Below are 16,765 nucleotides of genomic sequence, written 5' to 3' on the forward strand. Positions count from 1 at the left end.
TGCAATGACTATTATTGAAGAATTTACCAGCATTGTTGAGCGCGAAGGGGAAGCGGAGCTAATTCCGTTTTTGCAGCGATTGGATAAGCAGCACAAGAAAGAACTGGTACCGGTTTTAAAAAAGCTTTATAAAGCATACTCTGCTTATAGCCAGGAAGGAGGCACAACTACCTTTAGACCAAAATGGACCGACCCGCAACGCATTATACTGGGTGTTGCAGGTTTTGTTTGCCATACCCGGAAAGATTTTGAGCAAGGTAATTCGGGCGTTATTAACAAACAAACTTTAGATACCATTTTACCTTGGTATTGCCCTAATTGGTTTAGTGATTTTATAAATAATTATGCCAATCAAAACTTTACGCCTTATGCTTTAAATTACGATTGGTATATGGAGCTGGTGGAGCAGCAATATGTAAGGGAATCGCCTTTGGTAATTTCGAGGATATTACCAAGTTATATCTTTAAGGTTTTACCCAGGGCACATGAATATGTCCCTGAAAATTTGCTACAGCGAGACATTACTTTACATGAGCATTTCTGGTATCTATTCAAGCATGAGTCGGGGATTAATTTGAGCGACCGGTATATCAACTTACCCGAGAAAACCAAAGATGGGTTATGGATTGATGCTATTAAGAAATATACCAGCGAAAACAGAATTGACCGTAAACGGCTTTTGAACGAATCGCTTAAGGCAAGTAACAATAATTTTAATCAGGGATTGTCGGGCTGGTTTATCGAATTATTCGTCAAACTTGAACCAACAAAGGCAGAAATTATAGAGTTACAGGAAGAGTTATATCAGATACTCAATTCGCCGCACAGTAAGGTGGTTAATACATCTTCCAGATATTTAAAAGATTTGACGGATGAAAAAGACTTTTTAGTTGATGCTTACCTGGATTATGCTGCCTTATTGCTAACATCAGAGTCTAAAGCTATTGTTGTTACTGCGTTAACAACCTTAGATAAGTTGGCCAAAAAGCATCCAGCACGGCAGGAGCAAATCTGCATGATTGCCTGCCAGGCCTTTATACACCAAGACAATAGCATACAGCTAAGGGCTGCCAAGCTGATACAGAAATTTGGGGATACAAGCTCCGGAAGTATGAAAGAAAGCCTTGAGGCTTATGGTGATGCCTTGTTTTCTGAAGCACGCAATGTTTTAAATGATTTTTTAAAAGAGTTTATAAGCGATGATGCTTTAACCGAGGATGATTTAACCGATACCGGGTCGGATTTTCCTGAGATCCGGATGCCCGAAACCTTTGATGAATTTGTGTTTTTAGCCAGCCAGTCATTTGATCAAAACGAAACTTATCATTTTGATTTGTTGCCAGCCTCTGTGCTGAAATTTCAAAACGAAATGACGGCGGGTAATATTTTGAAGCTGATGCCCGCTTTTCAGCGTGCCTATCAAATAATAAAGGGCGACTGGACAATTAACAGAGGTTATTTAGACGATATGCTGGCTACCTTTTTTGTAAGCTTTGGCCAGCTTTTGCTCAGTAATAAGGCTACAGCCGATGAACCTGCCAGCCCGGTGTATCAGGCCTTAGCCGATTTAGAGAACGGAAGGAACACTTACCAAATTAAGGCTGGCGGCATAAAGGGCTGGGATATCCGTTCGCGTTCGTTGGGGTATAAACCGCATAAACATATTTTGCTGAATGCTTTTTTTATGCTGGAGAAAAAAATCAGCCTACCCTTGCTGTCTACCCCAACCCACCAACCTTGTTGGGTTTCTGCAACTGCGCTGATTGAGCGTTTAAGCCAATACCAGCGGGCTCATGTTATGCCTGGAGATATGGATCTTCAGATTGCCATAGCCCGCTGCTTTCCGGGCAACCTGGCGGAGGCAATCAGGTTAGCTAACGAAAACCTTACTGGAGAATACCGCGAACTTATGGGCTTGGTTTTGGGTGAAGATCAGCATCCTAAAGATAGTTACAAACTCAAGTTGGCCTGGCTTGTTGCCGGGATCTCTAAATCTTCGCCGGATATTGACCCCCAATGGGCTTCATTTTCCAGTTTACCAGATCGGTATCTTAACGGTGAGTTTGAGTGGGACTCGTTAGTGGAAGATTACGTTTGGCAGCGGTATGATTACAAATTAGGTAAGAACGTAGACGTGCCAGCCAAAAGAAAAATTATCAGAATCAGTTTCGGTGATAAACAAAAAAAGACGTCTGCGTTTAAAACGGTATTGAGCAAAATACTTCCTGATCAAAAGGGCGTTGAACCATCAGTTTACGCTTATACCGAACTCAAATTGGAATATATATCCGCTGAGCATAATGATATTAAACGCCTGCTTTACCTGCTTCCGCAACAGCCGGATATTTTAATTGCCCATATTATTGATAAGGGTTTACTATATGGCGATTTTTCGAGCGCAGATGATAAGAAATTAATCACCTATACGCTTGAGGCTCTTTTAACTTTAAAGTACCGGCCCGGCAGTATGTCGAAATTATTAATCGCATCTTGTATGCTCAGTAACGATAAAACGGTACGGACCTATGCCGCGGAATTATGGATTAAAGGCGTAACCGAAGCAGCGATAGATAGCGGCTCAATTGGCAAGATCATCGGCAAGCACGAATGCATTGAGCTTGCACCCTTAAAGCGTTTTACCGACCTGGCTATTTCAAACATGTATCAAATATCACCGCAGCATAACCTGGCATTAGAAAGTTTGTTAGCATGCTGTATAAAACAAATGAACGATTTGCCAATCAGCGGCTGCAAAAAGCTTTTAGAAATTTACACCGAGGTTTTAGTTACGAATAAAAGTGCTGTAACAAACCCCAGTGTTATTGCGCGTTTAAATGCCTGGGAAGCTACAGAAACATTAAAAAAGGTGATTCAAAAAATGAAGAATTTGGGATGAAAAAATCAGTATGTTTTGGCCGAATAGCCTTTTTTAAAAATATCGCTGCGTAAACACCAGCAATAGAAATTGTTTTTTTGGGCTTTTATTATAGGTTACTCATAACTATAAATTAAGCAAAAATAGCAATTACTTACAATTTACATAGCTTTTATCTTCAAAATACATAGCTTAAACTTACAATTTACATAGATTTTAGGTACTTAGATACAAGCATCCTCCATTAGGACTTCCATGTTTAAAGCAAAAAGGAAATGGGTTTGCAAGGGATGGGTATTCTATATAATCCGGCCAACGGTAAAATCAAACTTGTTGTAGCAAAAGGATATCAAAGTTACTATGCCGACTGTTGAGGTTTGTACGCTAATTGAATGACTGCCTTATATGTTGCGGTTAATCCGATGGCTTAAACAAGTGAGGTAACCGCGCCGACTTATACGGCTGGATTTTCTGCATCTTCGTTAATTTATTGCGGGTTAAACCTTTGCCCGGTTAATAAGATAATTTAAAGCTTTTGCCTGCTACAAATTCGCCCTTTGTTTCAGTTATTTTAATCTTTTGATCTTCTGTAAAACCTAAGGTTTGCCCGTGTTTTAAATTAACATTGCTTAACAGCAGATAGTGGCTTGTCAGAAAAAGCATGTCTTGAAGCTCAACAAAAGGCCGGTTTGATTGGAGTATTTCAATTTCGTTTTTACCAAAAGCCAGCAGGCCATAAGTGTAGGCATTGCGCTTTTCGTTTATTGTACGGTAGCCAAAATAAATCCAGAGGTTTAGGGGTAGGGCATCATCAGTCATTAACTGAGCTATATTTAAATAACTTTGAGTAGGTATGAGTAATGATTGGACGCCCATATAAACGCCGATTGCAGCAGCCGTTGTTCTTAACGCGGCGCAAATTAGCTGGGTGAGCAGCTTAAATCGTTTAACGGCATCTAAAGAGCCTCCTGTTAACGCTATAATCAGGTGTGCCTGATGGTCTTTTAAATCCGCGACAGCGTTCGGCCAGTTATAGCTGTACTGTGCGGTTCCCTCAATATCCTCTGCCGGAATTGGCTTATCTATATTCATTAGGGCAATGTTTTCTCCATCAGCTTCTAATGCAGCAGCCATATCATCTCCCTTTGCCTCCGCAAACACGCCATAGTACAGCTTGTAATCGTCAATAAAATTTTGATACGAAAAAGAATCTTTATCTGCCAGGGGTATCATCGCAATTACCATTTCTGGCGTTGCTTTAGGTTTAGTAAAAAGCGTTTTTAGTACCCCCATTAGTTTAATTTATTTAACGGCGCAAATTAAATAATTTGTACCATATGGAGTTACTGAGGGGGCGCTTGTACAATTGGGAAAAAAACATTTTTATGTTAAATTTAAGTGCTATACTGGTACGATTTGTACCAACAGAATGTTTTTCGTATTTTTATATAGGTCATAAAATCGCATCATATGAAGTATAGGTGTTAAAATGAAAGTTAAAATAATAAAGGTAATCACCGCTGAAGAAGTGGTTGCTTTGATAAAAAAGGGTACAGTAGCAGAAATGCCATCCATTCAGCAAGGCTGGCGGTTTAATTTTGATAAAGAGTTAAAGAAATTAAAAAATGCCACTGGTTATCTTTTAGTAACGGAAGAAAGCCCGGATATTATTGAAGGGTGTATGATTTTTCAGTTAATAGATAAAAAAGCACCGTATATGGCTTTTGTGGAGGTTGCCCCTCACAATAAAAAGGATAATAGAAAATATGAGCGGGTAGCGGGTTGCTTAATAGCTTACGCTTATCAGTTAAGTATTACGCAAGGCTGGGAGCATTTTAAAGGTTATCTGCAATTTGATGTGCTGGAGCAGAACAAAGAAGATGAAACAAAGTTAATGAGCATTTATTCATCCAAATACCATGCAAAACGTGTGGGGCAAACTACTACGATGGTGATTGTGGATGAGGACGGAGAGGAGCTGGTTGCCGAGTATCTACAGGCGCCTAAATGATAAAAAAGATGAGCACAACAAAAAAAGATAAACAACTTCGAGAATATAGCTCCATGGTGACAGAGGTAACTATAGGACCTCATGACGGAAATAAACGGAGTAAGGCTAAAGCGGATGAAATGGCCGCCTTGGCCAAACTTCATCACAGCAAGCGGTCGCCCCAACGAATATTAAAAAATGCCATGTTAGCTGTACAATATCGAATGGAACATTATCTGCAAGATGATACGGTTTCATTTGAAAACACTTGTACGATTGAATATTTTGTAACAGATTTTCTCAAAGTATTGGGGATCAATAAAACAGCCTTTGCAGGTTTTATTGAAATAGATGGGGCTAATCTGAATAAATACTATCGCGGCGACCGGAAATTTAACACAGAGTTAGCTTTAAAGTTCGGCCACTTCTTTCATACTCCGGCAGATCTGTGGCTTAAAATTCAGATCAAAAATGAATTAATTGCGTTGCAGAAAGAAAAACAAGCGGATGAGAAATACATCAAATATGATTATGAAAAGCTATTACAGATAGCCTAAACATTACTTGACTATTGAGGCATGTTGCTATTAAGGCTTATAATATTTGATGCTTTAGCCGATTTTCCTGATTTCAGGTTTGCTAATATTGTTTTCGATGATGCAAAAATGGCCTTGCTTAACATCATGGACAATGGGACGCGGCAGGGTAGGGGCCGTTAAATAAAACATCGCCAAAAACTCGCTTTCGGGGATGTTTCAACATTATTGTATAATGACGTGCTGTTAAGTTATTGATTGTCAATGCTGAATTTTTCTCCGTCATGTCATTACGACGCGCGGAGGAACCTTTTGCGCGCGATAAGTATGCAGCATATCTGGTGTGCTGATTGTCAATCGCTTATTTGCGTTAATATCAGTATTCTTAATTTACACCATCGGCCCGCTCAAACACCGCGGGAAGAAGCCCCACCCAATCCTCCCCGGTAGGGATGGCTTTAAAAAAAAGAATAAAAGTCTCCCCAACCGGGGGAGATTATGCACTGTGTTTGTTTTTTTGGTGTGCATGAGAGCTTACGCTGTTTAGAGGGGGCAGTTTGTTTTAGTGTGCATGAGCGATACGCGGTTAGAGGGGGCTTATGCATCGAACAGTATAGAAGGTCCACACCTCATCCCTGTTTTTTTCACTTGGCCGACTTCGTTACTCCTAAACCACATCCCTCAAATCAATTAAACGAATGCCGAAATTCCAGCGGCGAAATGTTGGTTTTGGTTTTAAAAAGTTTGCTGAACGATTGCAGGTGTTCAAAGCCCAGTTCATAGGCAATTTCGCTGACGGACAGATTAGTGGTTGACAGTTTTTCTTTAGCCAGATCGATCAATTTGTTGTGCAGGTGTTGCTGTGTGCTTTGGCCGGTTAACGATTTGAGCAAACCGCTGAGGTAACCCGGCGAGATATTTAAGGTTTCGGCAATATGAACCACCGTAGGCAGGCCCTGTTTGGCCAGGGCACCGCTGTTAAAATAGTTGGATAGGTAATCTTCCAGCCTGGTTAGCAACTCGTGGCTCGCTATTTTGCGGGTGATAAACTGGCGCTGGTAAAATCTTTCCGAATAGGTTAGCAGCAGTTCAAGCTGAGCGATGATCACATTTTGGCTATACCGGTCTATATTGGCATTGTACTCCTGCTCAATCTGGTTGGCTATGGCCGTAAGCATGTTTTCTTCTTTATCAGACAGGTACAACGCTTCGTTAACCGAATAGTTAAAGTACTCGTACTGTTTGATGGTTTTGGCCAATGGGGTGTTCCATAAAAAATCCGGGTGAATCAATATCATCCAGCCTTTGGGGCGTTTCGGCTCGGCTTGCTCAACCACGCTATCTATACCGAATAACTGGCCGGGCGACATAAAAAACAAAACGCCTTCGTCAAAATCACAGGCCTGGTGCCCGTATTTAAATTGGGCATGATTCATCTTTTTCAGCGAAATAGAATAAAAGTCGAAAATCAGGCTGAACGGAATTTCGGCAATAGGCAGCTTGATGTCGTCCATATGCACAATGCTGATCAGCGGATGTGCCGGATTGGGCAGGCCTGCCGCCCGGTGATACTCGGTAATGGTACTGAGGCGGAAAAGCCGGTTGCTGTTCATAGATAAATTAAATATACTTATTTTTTATGATAGGCCAGGGCAAATTCTTTGGCAAAATCGGCCAGTTTTATTTTGCCCATTTGGGCTTGGCTGCGATGGAAATTCTCCAGCGCCTTACCACTATGCATCGCTGCCTGCATTTCAACCAGGGTTTCGGCCAGTTTGCCAGGTACCCTGGCCATTTTTAGTGCTTGCAGCATTTGCTTATCGGTTAGCAGTATCCATTTTAACCAGGGTTTACCTACCGCGGTGCCAATAATGGTGGCGGCCTGGTTGCAAGTCATTTCTTCACTGCCCACATACCTGATGGTTGTTTTTTCGGGCAGTAGCAGCAACTCTTCGGCCACGGCAGAGGCAATATCCTCCGGCGATACAAAAATTATCCGGTCATCGCCGCCGTAATTCCCCATCAGCAGGCCGGTTTTGCCGGTTAGCAGGGCGCCGATACCCAGGTAGCGCAACGTCAGGAATTTCCCAATCAGCCCCTGGCCTTTGATCAGGTCTATCGATTGGTAAAAGTTAGTATAAAAAGCGGCAGGCCGCATTATGGTGAGCGATGTGTTAAGCTCCGCAAATACATCCTCTACGTTTTCACCTTTCACCAGGTCGGCCGCCCAGCCACTCATCACCACTACGCGTTTGGTGCCGGCCTGCTTTAAGGCCCGCTCATAATTTTGTGCCATGCGGCGTAAATATTCGCCCAGGTCGGGTTCGGTAAAACTTAAGGGTATCATGGCGTAAACCGCATCCGCGCCTGCAAAAGTGCTGCTGAGGAAAGCCACATCATTGATGGAGCCGATAGCTGGCGTAGCCCCCAAATTTTGGATAGCAGGTATTTTATCCGGGTTGCTGCTGACTACCGTTACCGAGTGCCCCTGCGCTACCAATAGCTTGGCGAGCGGCTTGCTGATGTTCCCTAACGAACCGGTTACTATGATTTTCATGGTTTGTTATTGAGTATAAACGCCGCTTTCAATATCGGCAAGTAAGGTTGAATGGGTTGGCTGCCAGTTTAACCATTGCTGCGTTAGTTTACTCGATGCCGGGCAGTCAAGCGCGGCCATCTGGGCAAACCAGCCAAAATGTTCTGCTGCTGCTGCTGCGCTTACTGATTTAACCGGGATATCCAGTTGTTGGCCTATGGCTTCGGCTATTGTTTTTAGGGTGATGCTTTCTTCTGCGGCAGCATGATAACGAGCATGAGGTGCGCCGCTTTCTAAAGCCAGCCGGTATAAATGGGCGGCATCAAGCCGGTGCACGGCGTTCCATTGGTTAAGGCCTTCGCCGATATAGGCAGAAACGCCTTTTTGGCGCGCGAGATTGATCAACATCGGTATAAAACCATGGTGATCGCCATGGCCATGTACCGATGGCGATAAACGGATGGCTGCCACGCGCACGCCCAGCGCGGCTACAGCTTCGGCGGCCTGCTCAGAAGCACGCGGCCATTCCGGGTTAAAGGTGGGGATGATATCTTCGGTAGCCAGTTTTCCGGGGCGTACCAGCGCCGTGCCTGAAGTAACAATCAAAGGGCGGTTTGAACGGGCCAATACCTGGCCGATGGTTTCGATGGCTTTTTGATCTACCTCGCATACTTCTTTAAAGCGGGCAAAATCGTGAATAAAACCGGCATGGATTACGCCCTCTGCCGATGCGGCACCGCTGCGCAGGCTGTCCAGGTCTTCAAGGTCGCCGCGATGCACCTCGGCACCGGCCTCAATGAGTTTATTGGCTGATGCATCCGAACGGGCCAGACCTAATACCTGGTGCCCGGCACTAATTAATTCCTGCACAATGGCAGTACCGATGAAGCCTGTGGCTCCTGTGATGAATACACGCATAATTAATTTGAGTTTGTTGATACAAAGATCAATTATGGAGGTTAAACTGATTTATCCAAATCTGCTTTTGGTTTAGCCAAAAGCATGATTATCGGGTTAGGGTGGTGTGGTAGGGGGGGATGAGTTAATTGGCCCTAAGGCCAGCTACTAACGAGGTTACTCTTTAGCCGACGTTCATTTATTTTATTGGCGATGCTATTTTAAAAGCCCAGGGCACGGTAGTATACAAGGATGATTTTACGTAATACACTGCAGCAGGCAAATCTTTAAAAACAAACTCCCGGGCACGTAGTTTAATGCCCGGGAGTTTGCATATCGAGCTATCACTTTCTCGAAACCGTACTTTTATAAAAACTATTGATATCCCCAGTCATGATATCTTGTTCGGTAAACGATGTGTGGTTTATCAAGCCTGCGCCATATCGATCGGCATCGTTTACCATATGAATCACGCCATCAGTTGTTTGCACAGCATCCGGGTAACTGGGCGACGCTACTATATCGTTTGCTACCAAAACTGTTTTATATTTCCAACTGACGCCGTTATTTACAGATAAAAATACCGTAAGGTTGGTTCGATACCAGCTATTATTTATGATCAATAAAATATTGCCGCTTTTTAATTTCCTAATAAATACCCTGGAAGCGGCATTAGGGAATATTTTTTTAAACGCCCTAATGGTATCCCAACTGTTGCCATTATCATAACTGTTTGAATATTGAATATTACCGGCATTATTGCCTGCCCCGGTTCGCGTTAGAGCAAACAAATGTCCATTGCCTAAATCGGTAACCATGTGCTCAATGTTATCACCTGTGGCGGGCTCAACAGCAGGTAGGTTAGATAATTTTGCAAAACTGTTTTTAATGGCAAAACTCGCTTTGTAAATAAATGCCCCATCAAGGCCGGCTTGAGTGGGTGCATCTCTCCATACGCTGATTGGAAATATAATATCAGCATTGTTGTTGATGCAGATCGGCTTGTTCATCATAATCCCGTCAGACAACCGTTTGGGGGTATCAAATTTTAAACTATCATTTACAAAACTTAGCCTTGAATACCAAACTCCACCTCTTCCGTCCCAAAGTAATTTCGATTTTACCTTTCCCCAGAATAAATAAACATGACCATGGGGATCCGTCCATAAGCAAGCGTCAAAAAAGCGGATTAAAGTATTGGCATTGGGTGTAATGATGGCTTCGTTATCTAACCAGCTCTTGCCCAGATCTTTACTGACAGATACGGTAATATAGTTACCTGGTCCTTCACTTTTGTAACCGCTATACCAGGCCGCAAATAAATTATTATTATTGTCGGCAGTGATAGTAGGTACCCCTTGCCAGATTCTGTTTAAGAACGCCGGGTTTGTTTTTTGCTTAATTAAAATCCGCCCTTCTAAGGGTTCAGTTGAGCTGCCGTCCGAAAAAATTGTCGTATCGTTGGGATTGATCGGCGGTATCGGTGATACTTTGCCACCCGAATCGGCTACCGGGGGGCTTGTGTTGTTAATCGTAACTTCATTTTTTTTACACGAAAACAAAACAAAAAAGAGCAAAAAACACAATTTAAATTGCTTCATAAGATATATAGTTTTAGGTGCCGCAAAATAAATTAATTTTCGTTAGTTGTACATTAAGGTTCAATTAAATTTCGTTTGATTAGCTATTGTTCAATGAGCTTCTTACGGTTTGATAAAGCAGTTAAAAACCTTTTTTAGCCAGCTTTCAGAACCGATAATTGTAAGCAGTTACCTCCTTAATATACGGTTAGCCTTCAATGCCTTGTTCGCTTAATTTTGCCAATCCGTGTTTCATTGCTTTAACCTGTTCCGGAGCGTGTCCCTGCCAGATGGTAATCTCGCCAACAACTTTAAATGGGTGCTTGGAGCGGTACGATAAAGTGGGGTTGCCTGGAAATTTTTTGTCCGTCAAATCGGGATCATCTTCAACCTGGCCCATCGGTTCTACTAAATATATGCGCTGCCGTTCTTCGCCATAAGCAAGTTCAGCCCCCCATATAGCGGCATCAAGCGTAGCCGTAAGATACACATATTCCGCTTGTTTTCTTTGCCCATAATTGGAGTTCATGCCAGTGGTTACCAGCTCGCCGAGCTTTAGATCAGCTTTGGTACCGTGGAAAAATGTCTGTGAAAATACGCTTTGCATAGGTGGGATCCATTTGTTTTTATCAAAAATATAAGGAAACACTTATCAAAATATTGGTTTTTAACTATATTTTTTTGAACGCAATACCATAAAGGTAAAGTCGTTATCCTTACAACATGGCTGATTAAACCAGCATTGATACACCGTCGGAGTCGGCATAGTTGTGGCCAGTAATTGCAGCAACAATTTATGTTTTGATACAAAGAAGGGCACGGTCCAATTAAAAATAACGTTCAAATAAATATACATCCATTTCCGCTCCACTCATTTACACCAATTAAGTTAACAGTTGGCAACAAGTAATAAGCGCTCGCAGTAAAATAGTTTGCGCAGACAGGAACAGACCCCTTAATTAAAATGCAAAAGCGGTTGAAATGTCGGTTAACTTTTGCAACCACGCGTGCCTGCAGTATCAGGTTAGTTTTTGATATGGATGAGTTTATTTTTGATTTTTGCTGAAATGTTTTCGACGGTATAGCGGTAAATTAACGCAGTAATGATGCAGGCCGTTAGGCAGATAATCAGGGTTACATTACTTGCCACCTGTATTTGCATTTGTTTGAGGATGTTTTGAATGATATGAATAACAAATTTATGCGATAAATACAGGGCATATGATAAGCTGGCAAGTTGTGAAGTGGCGAATAACTTGGTACGATAAAGAAAGCATGATTCTGAAATTGCCGCCATTACAAGCAGGGTATAACTTAGGGCAACGAGTGTAAATCCCCAGGTTGATGCGTGCGGAGAGACCTGGTCACTACAAAACCAAAATGAGAAACCGAGCATAATGATGCCAACAATAAAAAGCAAATTACCTTTCGACGCAATAAACTTTTTGAACCAGGCGGAATACTGAAACAAATACCCCGTTAAAACACCCATTGCTAAGCCATCCAAGCGGGTGTAAGTAGGGTAATATATCTTCATATACCATTCTTTCCAGTAGTTGTCTGTCGGAATCAGCGGAACAATATCTTTCTGCCAGGTGATGTAACGTGCTGATATGGAAATCACTATCAGTATCAAAATGATATACCGGATGTATCTGAAGGTTTTGGTTTTTATCAGCAGCAGTAATGAAAAAGGAATGAGCAGGTAAAACTGCTCTTCAATACATAACGACCAGGCATGAGAAAATGTGCCCTGATCAAATAAATTTAGTCCGTAATTCTGGGTAAAGGTGATGAATTTCCATAATGGTGGTAAAGCTTCCTTCTCCCTGATCACCGGAAAGCAGAAATACAATAACACGGTAAGCAAATAAGGCGGAATGATTCTGAAAAGACGTTTTGCAAAAAACACTTTCAGGTTAATGGTATTTTGTTTTTTAATTTCACTGAAAAGTTTGTTGGAGATTAAAAAACCGCTTAAAACAAAAAATAAGTCTACCCCCGTCCATCCCAGTCCACCATAGGTATCAACCCAGTCCGGATGTCCAAACATCCGGTAATGGAAAGTAAGAACCAATAAAATGGCAACGGCTCTTAAATGGTCGAGCCCGTTAAATTTCCCGGAAAAGGAACGCATGGATATGTTTTTAGCCAATTTAAATCTTTAAAATGATGTTTGTTATATTGCTTTCTTTTTATTTAAAGCAGCGATACCCGGCATGCGGTAGGGGCCTTTTGCGCACATTTCCTATCTGCGCTTTGTAATCTATAAAGTTGAAACATCATTCCTGTTTTTTTGCTTGGTCAGGTTCATTACTTGTAGTGATTTGTTGTTAAGTTTTTGATTGTCAATGTTTAATAATCTCCGTTATGTCATCCCGACGCGAGGAGGGGTCTTTTAAAAGCGGTAAGTTTGCATCATATTAGTAATGCCAGCTCCCGGCCCGGCGTGCAGTCTGGCTTTTGCGCACTTTCTTTCTACTCTTGGTAATCTATAAGTTCCAAACTTCATCCCTGTTTTTTCCGGCCGAACGGGTTAGTTACTTATTATTCTGGCCGATCAGCTAAAAATACAAAATTCAAGGACTATTCTTACACAAGACCGGCATTATAACCACGAAGATATTGGGGATTTGCCGGGATGAGAGACGGAATTGATAAGCGGTTGATTGCCTAAATATGATGGCCAAAGCTGAGCTATGTTACCGTGCATCAGCACATCGCCGGGTTGGGCGCTGCTTTGATAACTATTATGGGCATCAAAATATGAATCATGGCAATTGCCGGATGCGAAGCGCATCAGTAATTCACCCTGCTGATAAATCAACCTGATAACCTAATGTAAATCAGTTAATAAGGTCCATTGGTAAATATGGAGGTTTAATCGCCGTTGTTAATTATACACTGTCCCTTCATTATAGCCGATCCTGATGGTGTTCAATGTTCCATTTTTGAAAATCAACCTGACTGCCGAAGTTGCGCTTGTTGACGAACTGGTGCTTTCGGTAAAAGTAAATGCCCACTCGTTGTAGTTAGCCATATCGGGATCGAAGGGATTGCTGAGCGGTTTGTTGGGTAAAATGATTTGGTAACCGGCGTATTGGGGTAGCTGGAAAATACCAACCAGTTTTAAATAAAGGGTACTAAGCGGGTCGCCCTGGTGGATAGTTAGCGCGTCGGCTACATTCTGTGGCCATTTAGTAGCTGCCGAAGGTAGTGCTCCACCGGTGTTTATGGCCTTTACCTTGTTGTCATCAAGTTCAATCACGGCGCGTTCTATCTGGCCCTGGCTGGTTTGCAGGGTAACGGCGTTATAGTATTTAAAAAGGCTTTGTACTTGCGCCGGCTTTGAAAAAGCTTGCCGGTAAACAACGGCCACCTCATCAAAGCCTTTATCTGCGCCGACTTGTTGAAGCTGCGCAAAAACGTCCGCCGGGGAACTACCTATCTGGATGCCCCATTTACTACCCTTGGTAATGGTTTGAGAATTTGAACTGTTATCTTTTTTACAAGAGAGCAACAGCAGCGTTGTGATGATACACAAATGAATTCTTTTCATAGATAGCGTTGTTAGGTTATTGAACTGTACGTATGGCAGTGCGAATGCGCTACAGCATTGAGTGATTTTTTTTTCGGAAGTTAGTTATCAATGCGGTATGCTTAAAAGCAGCGGCCCCGCGCGAATCCCCTCTCGAGAGGGGCAGAGGGGTGTGTGCTCTGCGCGCGATATGCTGCTTGCGAAAAGCCACAAAGTTCGTCGCGCGCAGAGAACACACCCCTGCAACCGCACCGCCAGGCCCGCATTACTCTCGAGAGGGGAGCTTGAAAAAAGGCGGAGGCCCCGCGCGAATTCCCTCTTGAGAGGGGCGGAGGGGTGTGTCCTCTCCGCGCGACGAACATCACCAGGTGCAGTGGGCTTTTTCGCGTTAACGATGGGCGCGGATACCGGCCTGTGGCTAAGGCCTGTGGAGTATGAGCAGACAGCGTGGCCCGTCCGGAGGCGGGAAACGCCCATATGCTTATTTACATTGGTTGTCGGTTCTACCTCCAAAAGCCGGTCCGCTTGCAATAGCAAAGGCATTTACGTATCATAGTGGCAATAAACGGTGACGTAAAGCAAATTATCAATGCAAGCTATTCCATCAACTTACCAAATATTGGCTTATAAAGTTTTAGGGCAAAGTATTGATGACGAATGGGTTAACTGGGCCGTAGAGATGTTGCAGGCTGGGTTTGATACCGAAAGCTTAACCATATTGGCCGGGGTAAGTCCGTTTTATAACCAGTTTGAATTACAGGCCTTAACCGACCGGGTTTTTAACGAACTGCAACTTGATTACAGCGATGCCGAAGCGGTGCTTGCAAACTACACATCGTTTTTGGCTACCGTGTGTTTAGCCGGGCAACGGGACTACTTAGCGGCTTTCCGCAGTTTAAAGGATATCCACATCGGCCTTGGATATGCATCAAATTTTACTAACTTTTATACACTGTATTTTGCCAAAGCAGATTTGTTGGTTTCAGAACATCAATGGTATTGGCCCGGGGCGGATAGATCAAATATTGATGCTATCATGAAAGCTGAGTTTGAAGCCTGGCTGGCGGCACATCCTTTGCCGGGTTTTAAGTAAATAGCGGTTGATTTCGGTCCATTTGCTGGCCAAACCACTGCGGCCTACTTCAATACAAAAACTTTTTGTAAATTCGTTTTGAGGAATTTGCATTTGGCCCCTGTTAGCACACTCTCTGATCATGATTTAATTTCCCTGGTGCGGCAAGGCAGTGAAGCCGCCTTTAAGGAGGTTTACCTGCGCTACGATAGCTTGCTGTATATTTATGCTTATAAAAAATTGCAAAATAAGGCAGAAGCTCAGGATGTGGTACAGGAGGTTTTTATTACCCTTTGGAACAGCCGCGAAACATTCATTTTAAAATCTACTCTGTCGGGCTTTTTGTATAAATCGGTGCTCAACAAGGTTTTCAATATTTTTAAGCATCAGCATATTATTCAGCAATACATCAGTTCGGGCGAGCATTTTATTGAAACCGACAGCGCCGAAACTGATTACCTGGTGAGGGAAAAGGATATTGCGGCGCTGATTGAAAAAGAAATTGCGGCCATGCCGCCACGCATGCGCGAGATTTATGAGCTTAAACGAAAAGAGTTTTTAAGTACCAAAGAAATTGCCGCGAGGCTCCAAATTTCGGAAATGACGGTTTCTACCCAAATGAAACGGGCGCTTAAACTGCTCAAACTTAAGTTAGGCGTGGTAATTTATATTGTTTATGTGCTGCATGGTTGAGGTGATTTTGGATTAACTGGCTTGCGATCAGTACTTAAAGAATAGGGTTAAGCGATTTTAATGCACTAATCTTTTCAAAATCTTTCAGATTTCGGGTATACAGGGTTAAATCATGGATGAGAGCCGTTGCTGCAATGATACTGTCCCCCAGTTTTAGGTTGTATTTTTTACGAATGTCAATCGCTTTATCAAACACTTCCTGGTTAGGTATAATAATCGGAACGTAACTAAAGATATTCCGGAAATATTCTTCCTGATCCGTTTTTAAGCCTCCATAACCTAATACCTCAACTCTTGTAATTTCGGAAACCGCTGCTGATTCATCAATTAGAAGCTTTCGTAAATAAGTATACTCATCAGATAATGAATATATAACAATATTGCTATCTATCAAAAATGTCATAACTAAGATAAAGGAAGCGCTCTATCCTCGCGTTGTTCCCTTTCCCATCCGGCAGCATCGCCAAAAGGTAATGTTCCTTTTGCTTTAAAATTTAAAATGCGATTTTTTATAACTTCTTTTTCAATTTCACCGGCAAGGTCATTTTTTTTTTCAATAACAATATTAAGCTTTTTAGCTAAGGCTAAAATTTTCGCCATACTTTGCTCGTTATTCGATTTCAGGATCAATTCCATTTTGACATGCGATTGTTGATATACAAAAATACGTTAATTCAAACTTGATTACAAATGCCCTGGTTGCACAAACAGTTAAGACCCTATTGGTGCATTTGGGCATTAATAAAAGCGTAGAAGCTTATACTATAGATCAGGCCTCTTCCATTATACTTTAGGATGATATGTTCCGTAAACAGATACCTGTTTTGATGCTATTTTGGCTACGGGCAATTTGGGCCGTTAAGTACTACCTGTAATCGTTTCTTGGTGCAGGCTTTGTCTTTCCTCTTCTTCTAAAAAACGTATCCACCTCTGTTGTACTTGATGGAATCTCTGTTGGTTTATGCAAATCGTTTAAATCCACGTAATTATTTCATGTTTTATTAACTTTTTTTTAACCTCTTGTACCTAATAGGTATTTCTGGGTTGT

General features: G+C 42.3%; 15 protein-coding genes. 5 read left to right on the plus strand and 10 right to left on the minus strand.

All coding sequences use genetic code 11. The features are described from left to right. Positions 1-4: 4 nt before the first annotated feature. Complete coding sequence (locus MUCPA_RS29780) at positions 5-2,896, plus strand: DUF6493 family protein (protein WP_008511580.1); 2,892 nt, start codon at positions 5-7, stop codon at positions 2,894-2,896. A 492-nt stretch (positions 2,897-3,388) separates the two neighbouring features. On the opposite strand, the gene MUCPA_RS29785 is transcribed toward MUCPA_RS29780, so the two are convergent. Further along, positions 3,389-4,168 carry a DUF4261 domain-containing protein gene (locus MUCPA_RS29785; protein ID WP_008511582.1) on the minus strand — a complete coding sequence of 260 codons (780 nt, stop codon included), beginning with the start codon at positions 4,166-4,168 and terminating at the stop codon, positions 3,389-3,391. 196 nt (positions 4,169-4,364) lie between these two features. On the opposite strand from MUCPA_RS29785, the gene MUCPA_RS29790 reads away from it, so the two are divergent. Both MUCPA_RS29790 and MUCPA_RS29795 read left to right on the plus strand, forming a co-directional pair. Further along, entirely contained in the window at positions 4,365-4,886 is a 522-nt protein-coding gene (locus MUCPA_RS29790) for a hypothetical protein (protein ID WP_008511584.1), read from the plus strand. A gap of 8 nt (positions 4,887-4,894) precedes the next feature. Continuing rightward, a complete protein-coding gene (locus MUCPA_RS29795; RefSeq protein WP_008511585.1) occupies positions 4,895-5,422 on the plus strand; it encodes a helix-turn-helix transcriptional regulator in 528 nt (175 codons plus the stop codon). Between the two features lie 665 nt (positions 5,423-6,087). Here MUCPA_RS29795 and MUCPA_RS29800 read toward each other — a convergent pair. The 7 genes from MUCPA_RS29800 to MUCPA_RS29835 form a co-directional block, all read right to left on the minus strand. Further along, complete coding sequence (locus MUCPA_RS29800; RefSeq protein ID WP_008511586.1) at positions 6,088-7,014, minus strand: helix-turn-helix domain-containing protein; 927 nt, start codon at positions 7,012-7,014, stop codon at positions 6,088-6,090. 17 nt (positions 7,015-7,031) lie between these two features. Beyond that, the gene (locus MUCPA_RS29805) at positions 7,032-7,958 is read right to left on the minus strand and encodes an NAD(P)H-binding protein (RefSeq protein ID WP_008511587.1); all 927 of its coding nucleotides are present in this window, start codon (positions 7,956-7,958) and stop codon (positions 7,032-7,034) included. A gap of 6 nt (positions 7,959-7,964) precedes the next feature. Further along, positions 7,965-8,855, minus strand: a complete 891-nt coding sequence (locus MUCPA_RS29810) for an SDR family oxidoreductase (RefSeq protein ID WP_008511588.1) — start codon at positions 8,853-8,855, stop codon at positions 7,965-7,967. A gap of 323 nt (positions 8,856-9,178) precedes the next feature. Beyond that, entirely contained in the window at positions 9,179-10,435 is a 1,257-nt protein-coding gene (locus MUCPA_RS29815) for an exo-alpha-sialidase (RefSeq protein WP_008511589.1), read from the minus strand. Between the two features lie 187 nt (positions 10,436-10,622). After that, entirely contained in the window at positions 10,623-11,030 is a 408-nt protein-coding gene (gene arr / locus MUCPA_RS29820) for an NAD(+)--rifampin ADP-ribosyltransferase (protein WP_040628350.1), read from the minus strand. A gap of 408 nt (positions 11,031-11,438) precedes the next feature. Continuing rightward, positions 11,439-12,551, minus strand: coding sequence for an acyltransferase family protein (locus MUCPA_RS29825; RefSeq protein ID WP_008511592.1), 1,113 nt, complete (start codon positions 12,549-12,551; stop codon positions 11,439-11,441). Positions 12,552-13,307: 756 nt separating this feature from the next. Then, positions 13,308-13,973 (minus strand): hypothetical protein, encoded by a 666-nt coding sequence (locus MUCPA_RS29835; RefSeq protein WP_008511594.1) that lies wholly within the window; start codon positions 13,971-13,973, stop codon positions 13,308-13,310. A 568-nt stretch (positions 13,974-14,541) separates the two neighbouring features. Here MUCPA_RS29835 and MUCPA_RS36520 point away from each other — a divergent pair. After that, entirely contained in the window at positions 14,542-15,045 is a 504-nt protein-coding gene (locus MUCPA_RS36520; RefSeq protein ID WP_008511597.1) for a hypothetical protein, read from the plus strand. Between the two features lie 78 nt (positions 15,046-15,123). Further along, positions 15,124-15,717 carry an RNA polymerase sigma factor gene (locus MUCPA_RS29845; protein ID WP_008511599.1) on the plus strand — a complete coding sequence of 198 codons (594 nt, stop codon included), beginning with the start codon at positions 15,124-15,126 and terminating at the stop codon, positions 15,715-15,717. 34 nt (positions 15,718-15,751) lie between these two features. Here the strand turns inward: MUCPA_RS29845 and MUCPA_RS29850 are convergent, their stop codons facing one another. Together MUCPA_RS29850 and MUCPA_RS29855 are read right to left on the minus strand one after the other, a co-directional pair. Next, the gene (locus MUCPA_RS29850; RefSeq protein ID WP_008511600.1) at positions 15,752-16,120 is read right to left on the minus strand and encodes a type II toxin-antitoxin system VapC family toxin; all 369 of its coding nucleotides are present in this window, start codon (positions 16,118-16,120) and stop codon (positions 15,752-15,754) included. A gap of 2 nt (positions 16,121-16,122) precedes the next feature. After that, positions 16,123-16,353, minus strand: coding sequence for a hypothetical protein (locus MUCPA_RS29855; RefSeq protein ID WP_008511602.1), 231 nt, complete (start codon positions 16,351-16,353; stop codon positions 16,123-16,125). Positions 16,354-16,765: the final 412 nt, after the last annotated feature.

The organism is Mucilaginibacter paludis DSM 18603, from assembly GCF_000166195.2.
Classification (GTDB): domain Bacteria; phylum Bacteroidota; class Bacteroidia; order Sphingobacteriales; family Sphingobacteriaceae; genus Mucilaginibacter; species Mucilaginibacter paludis.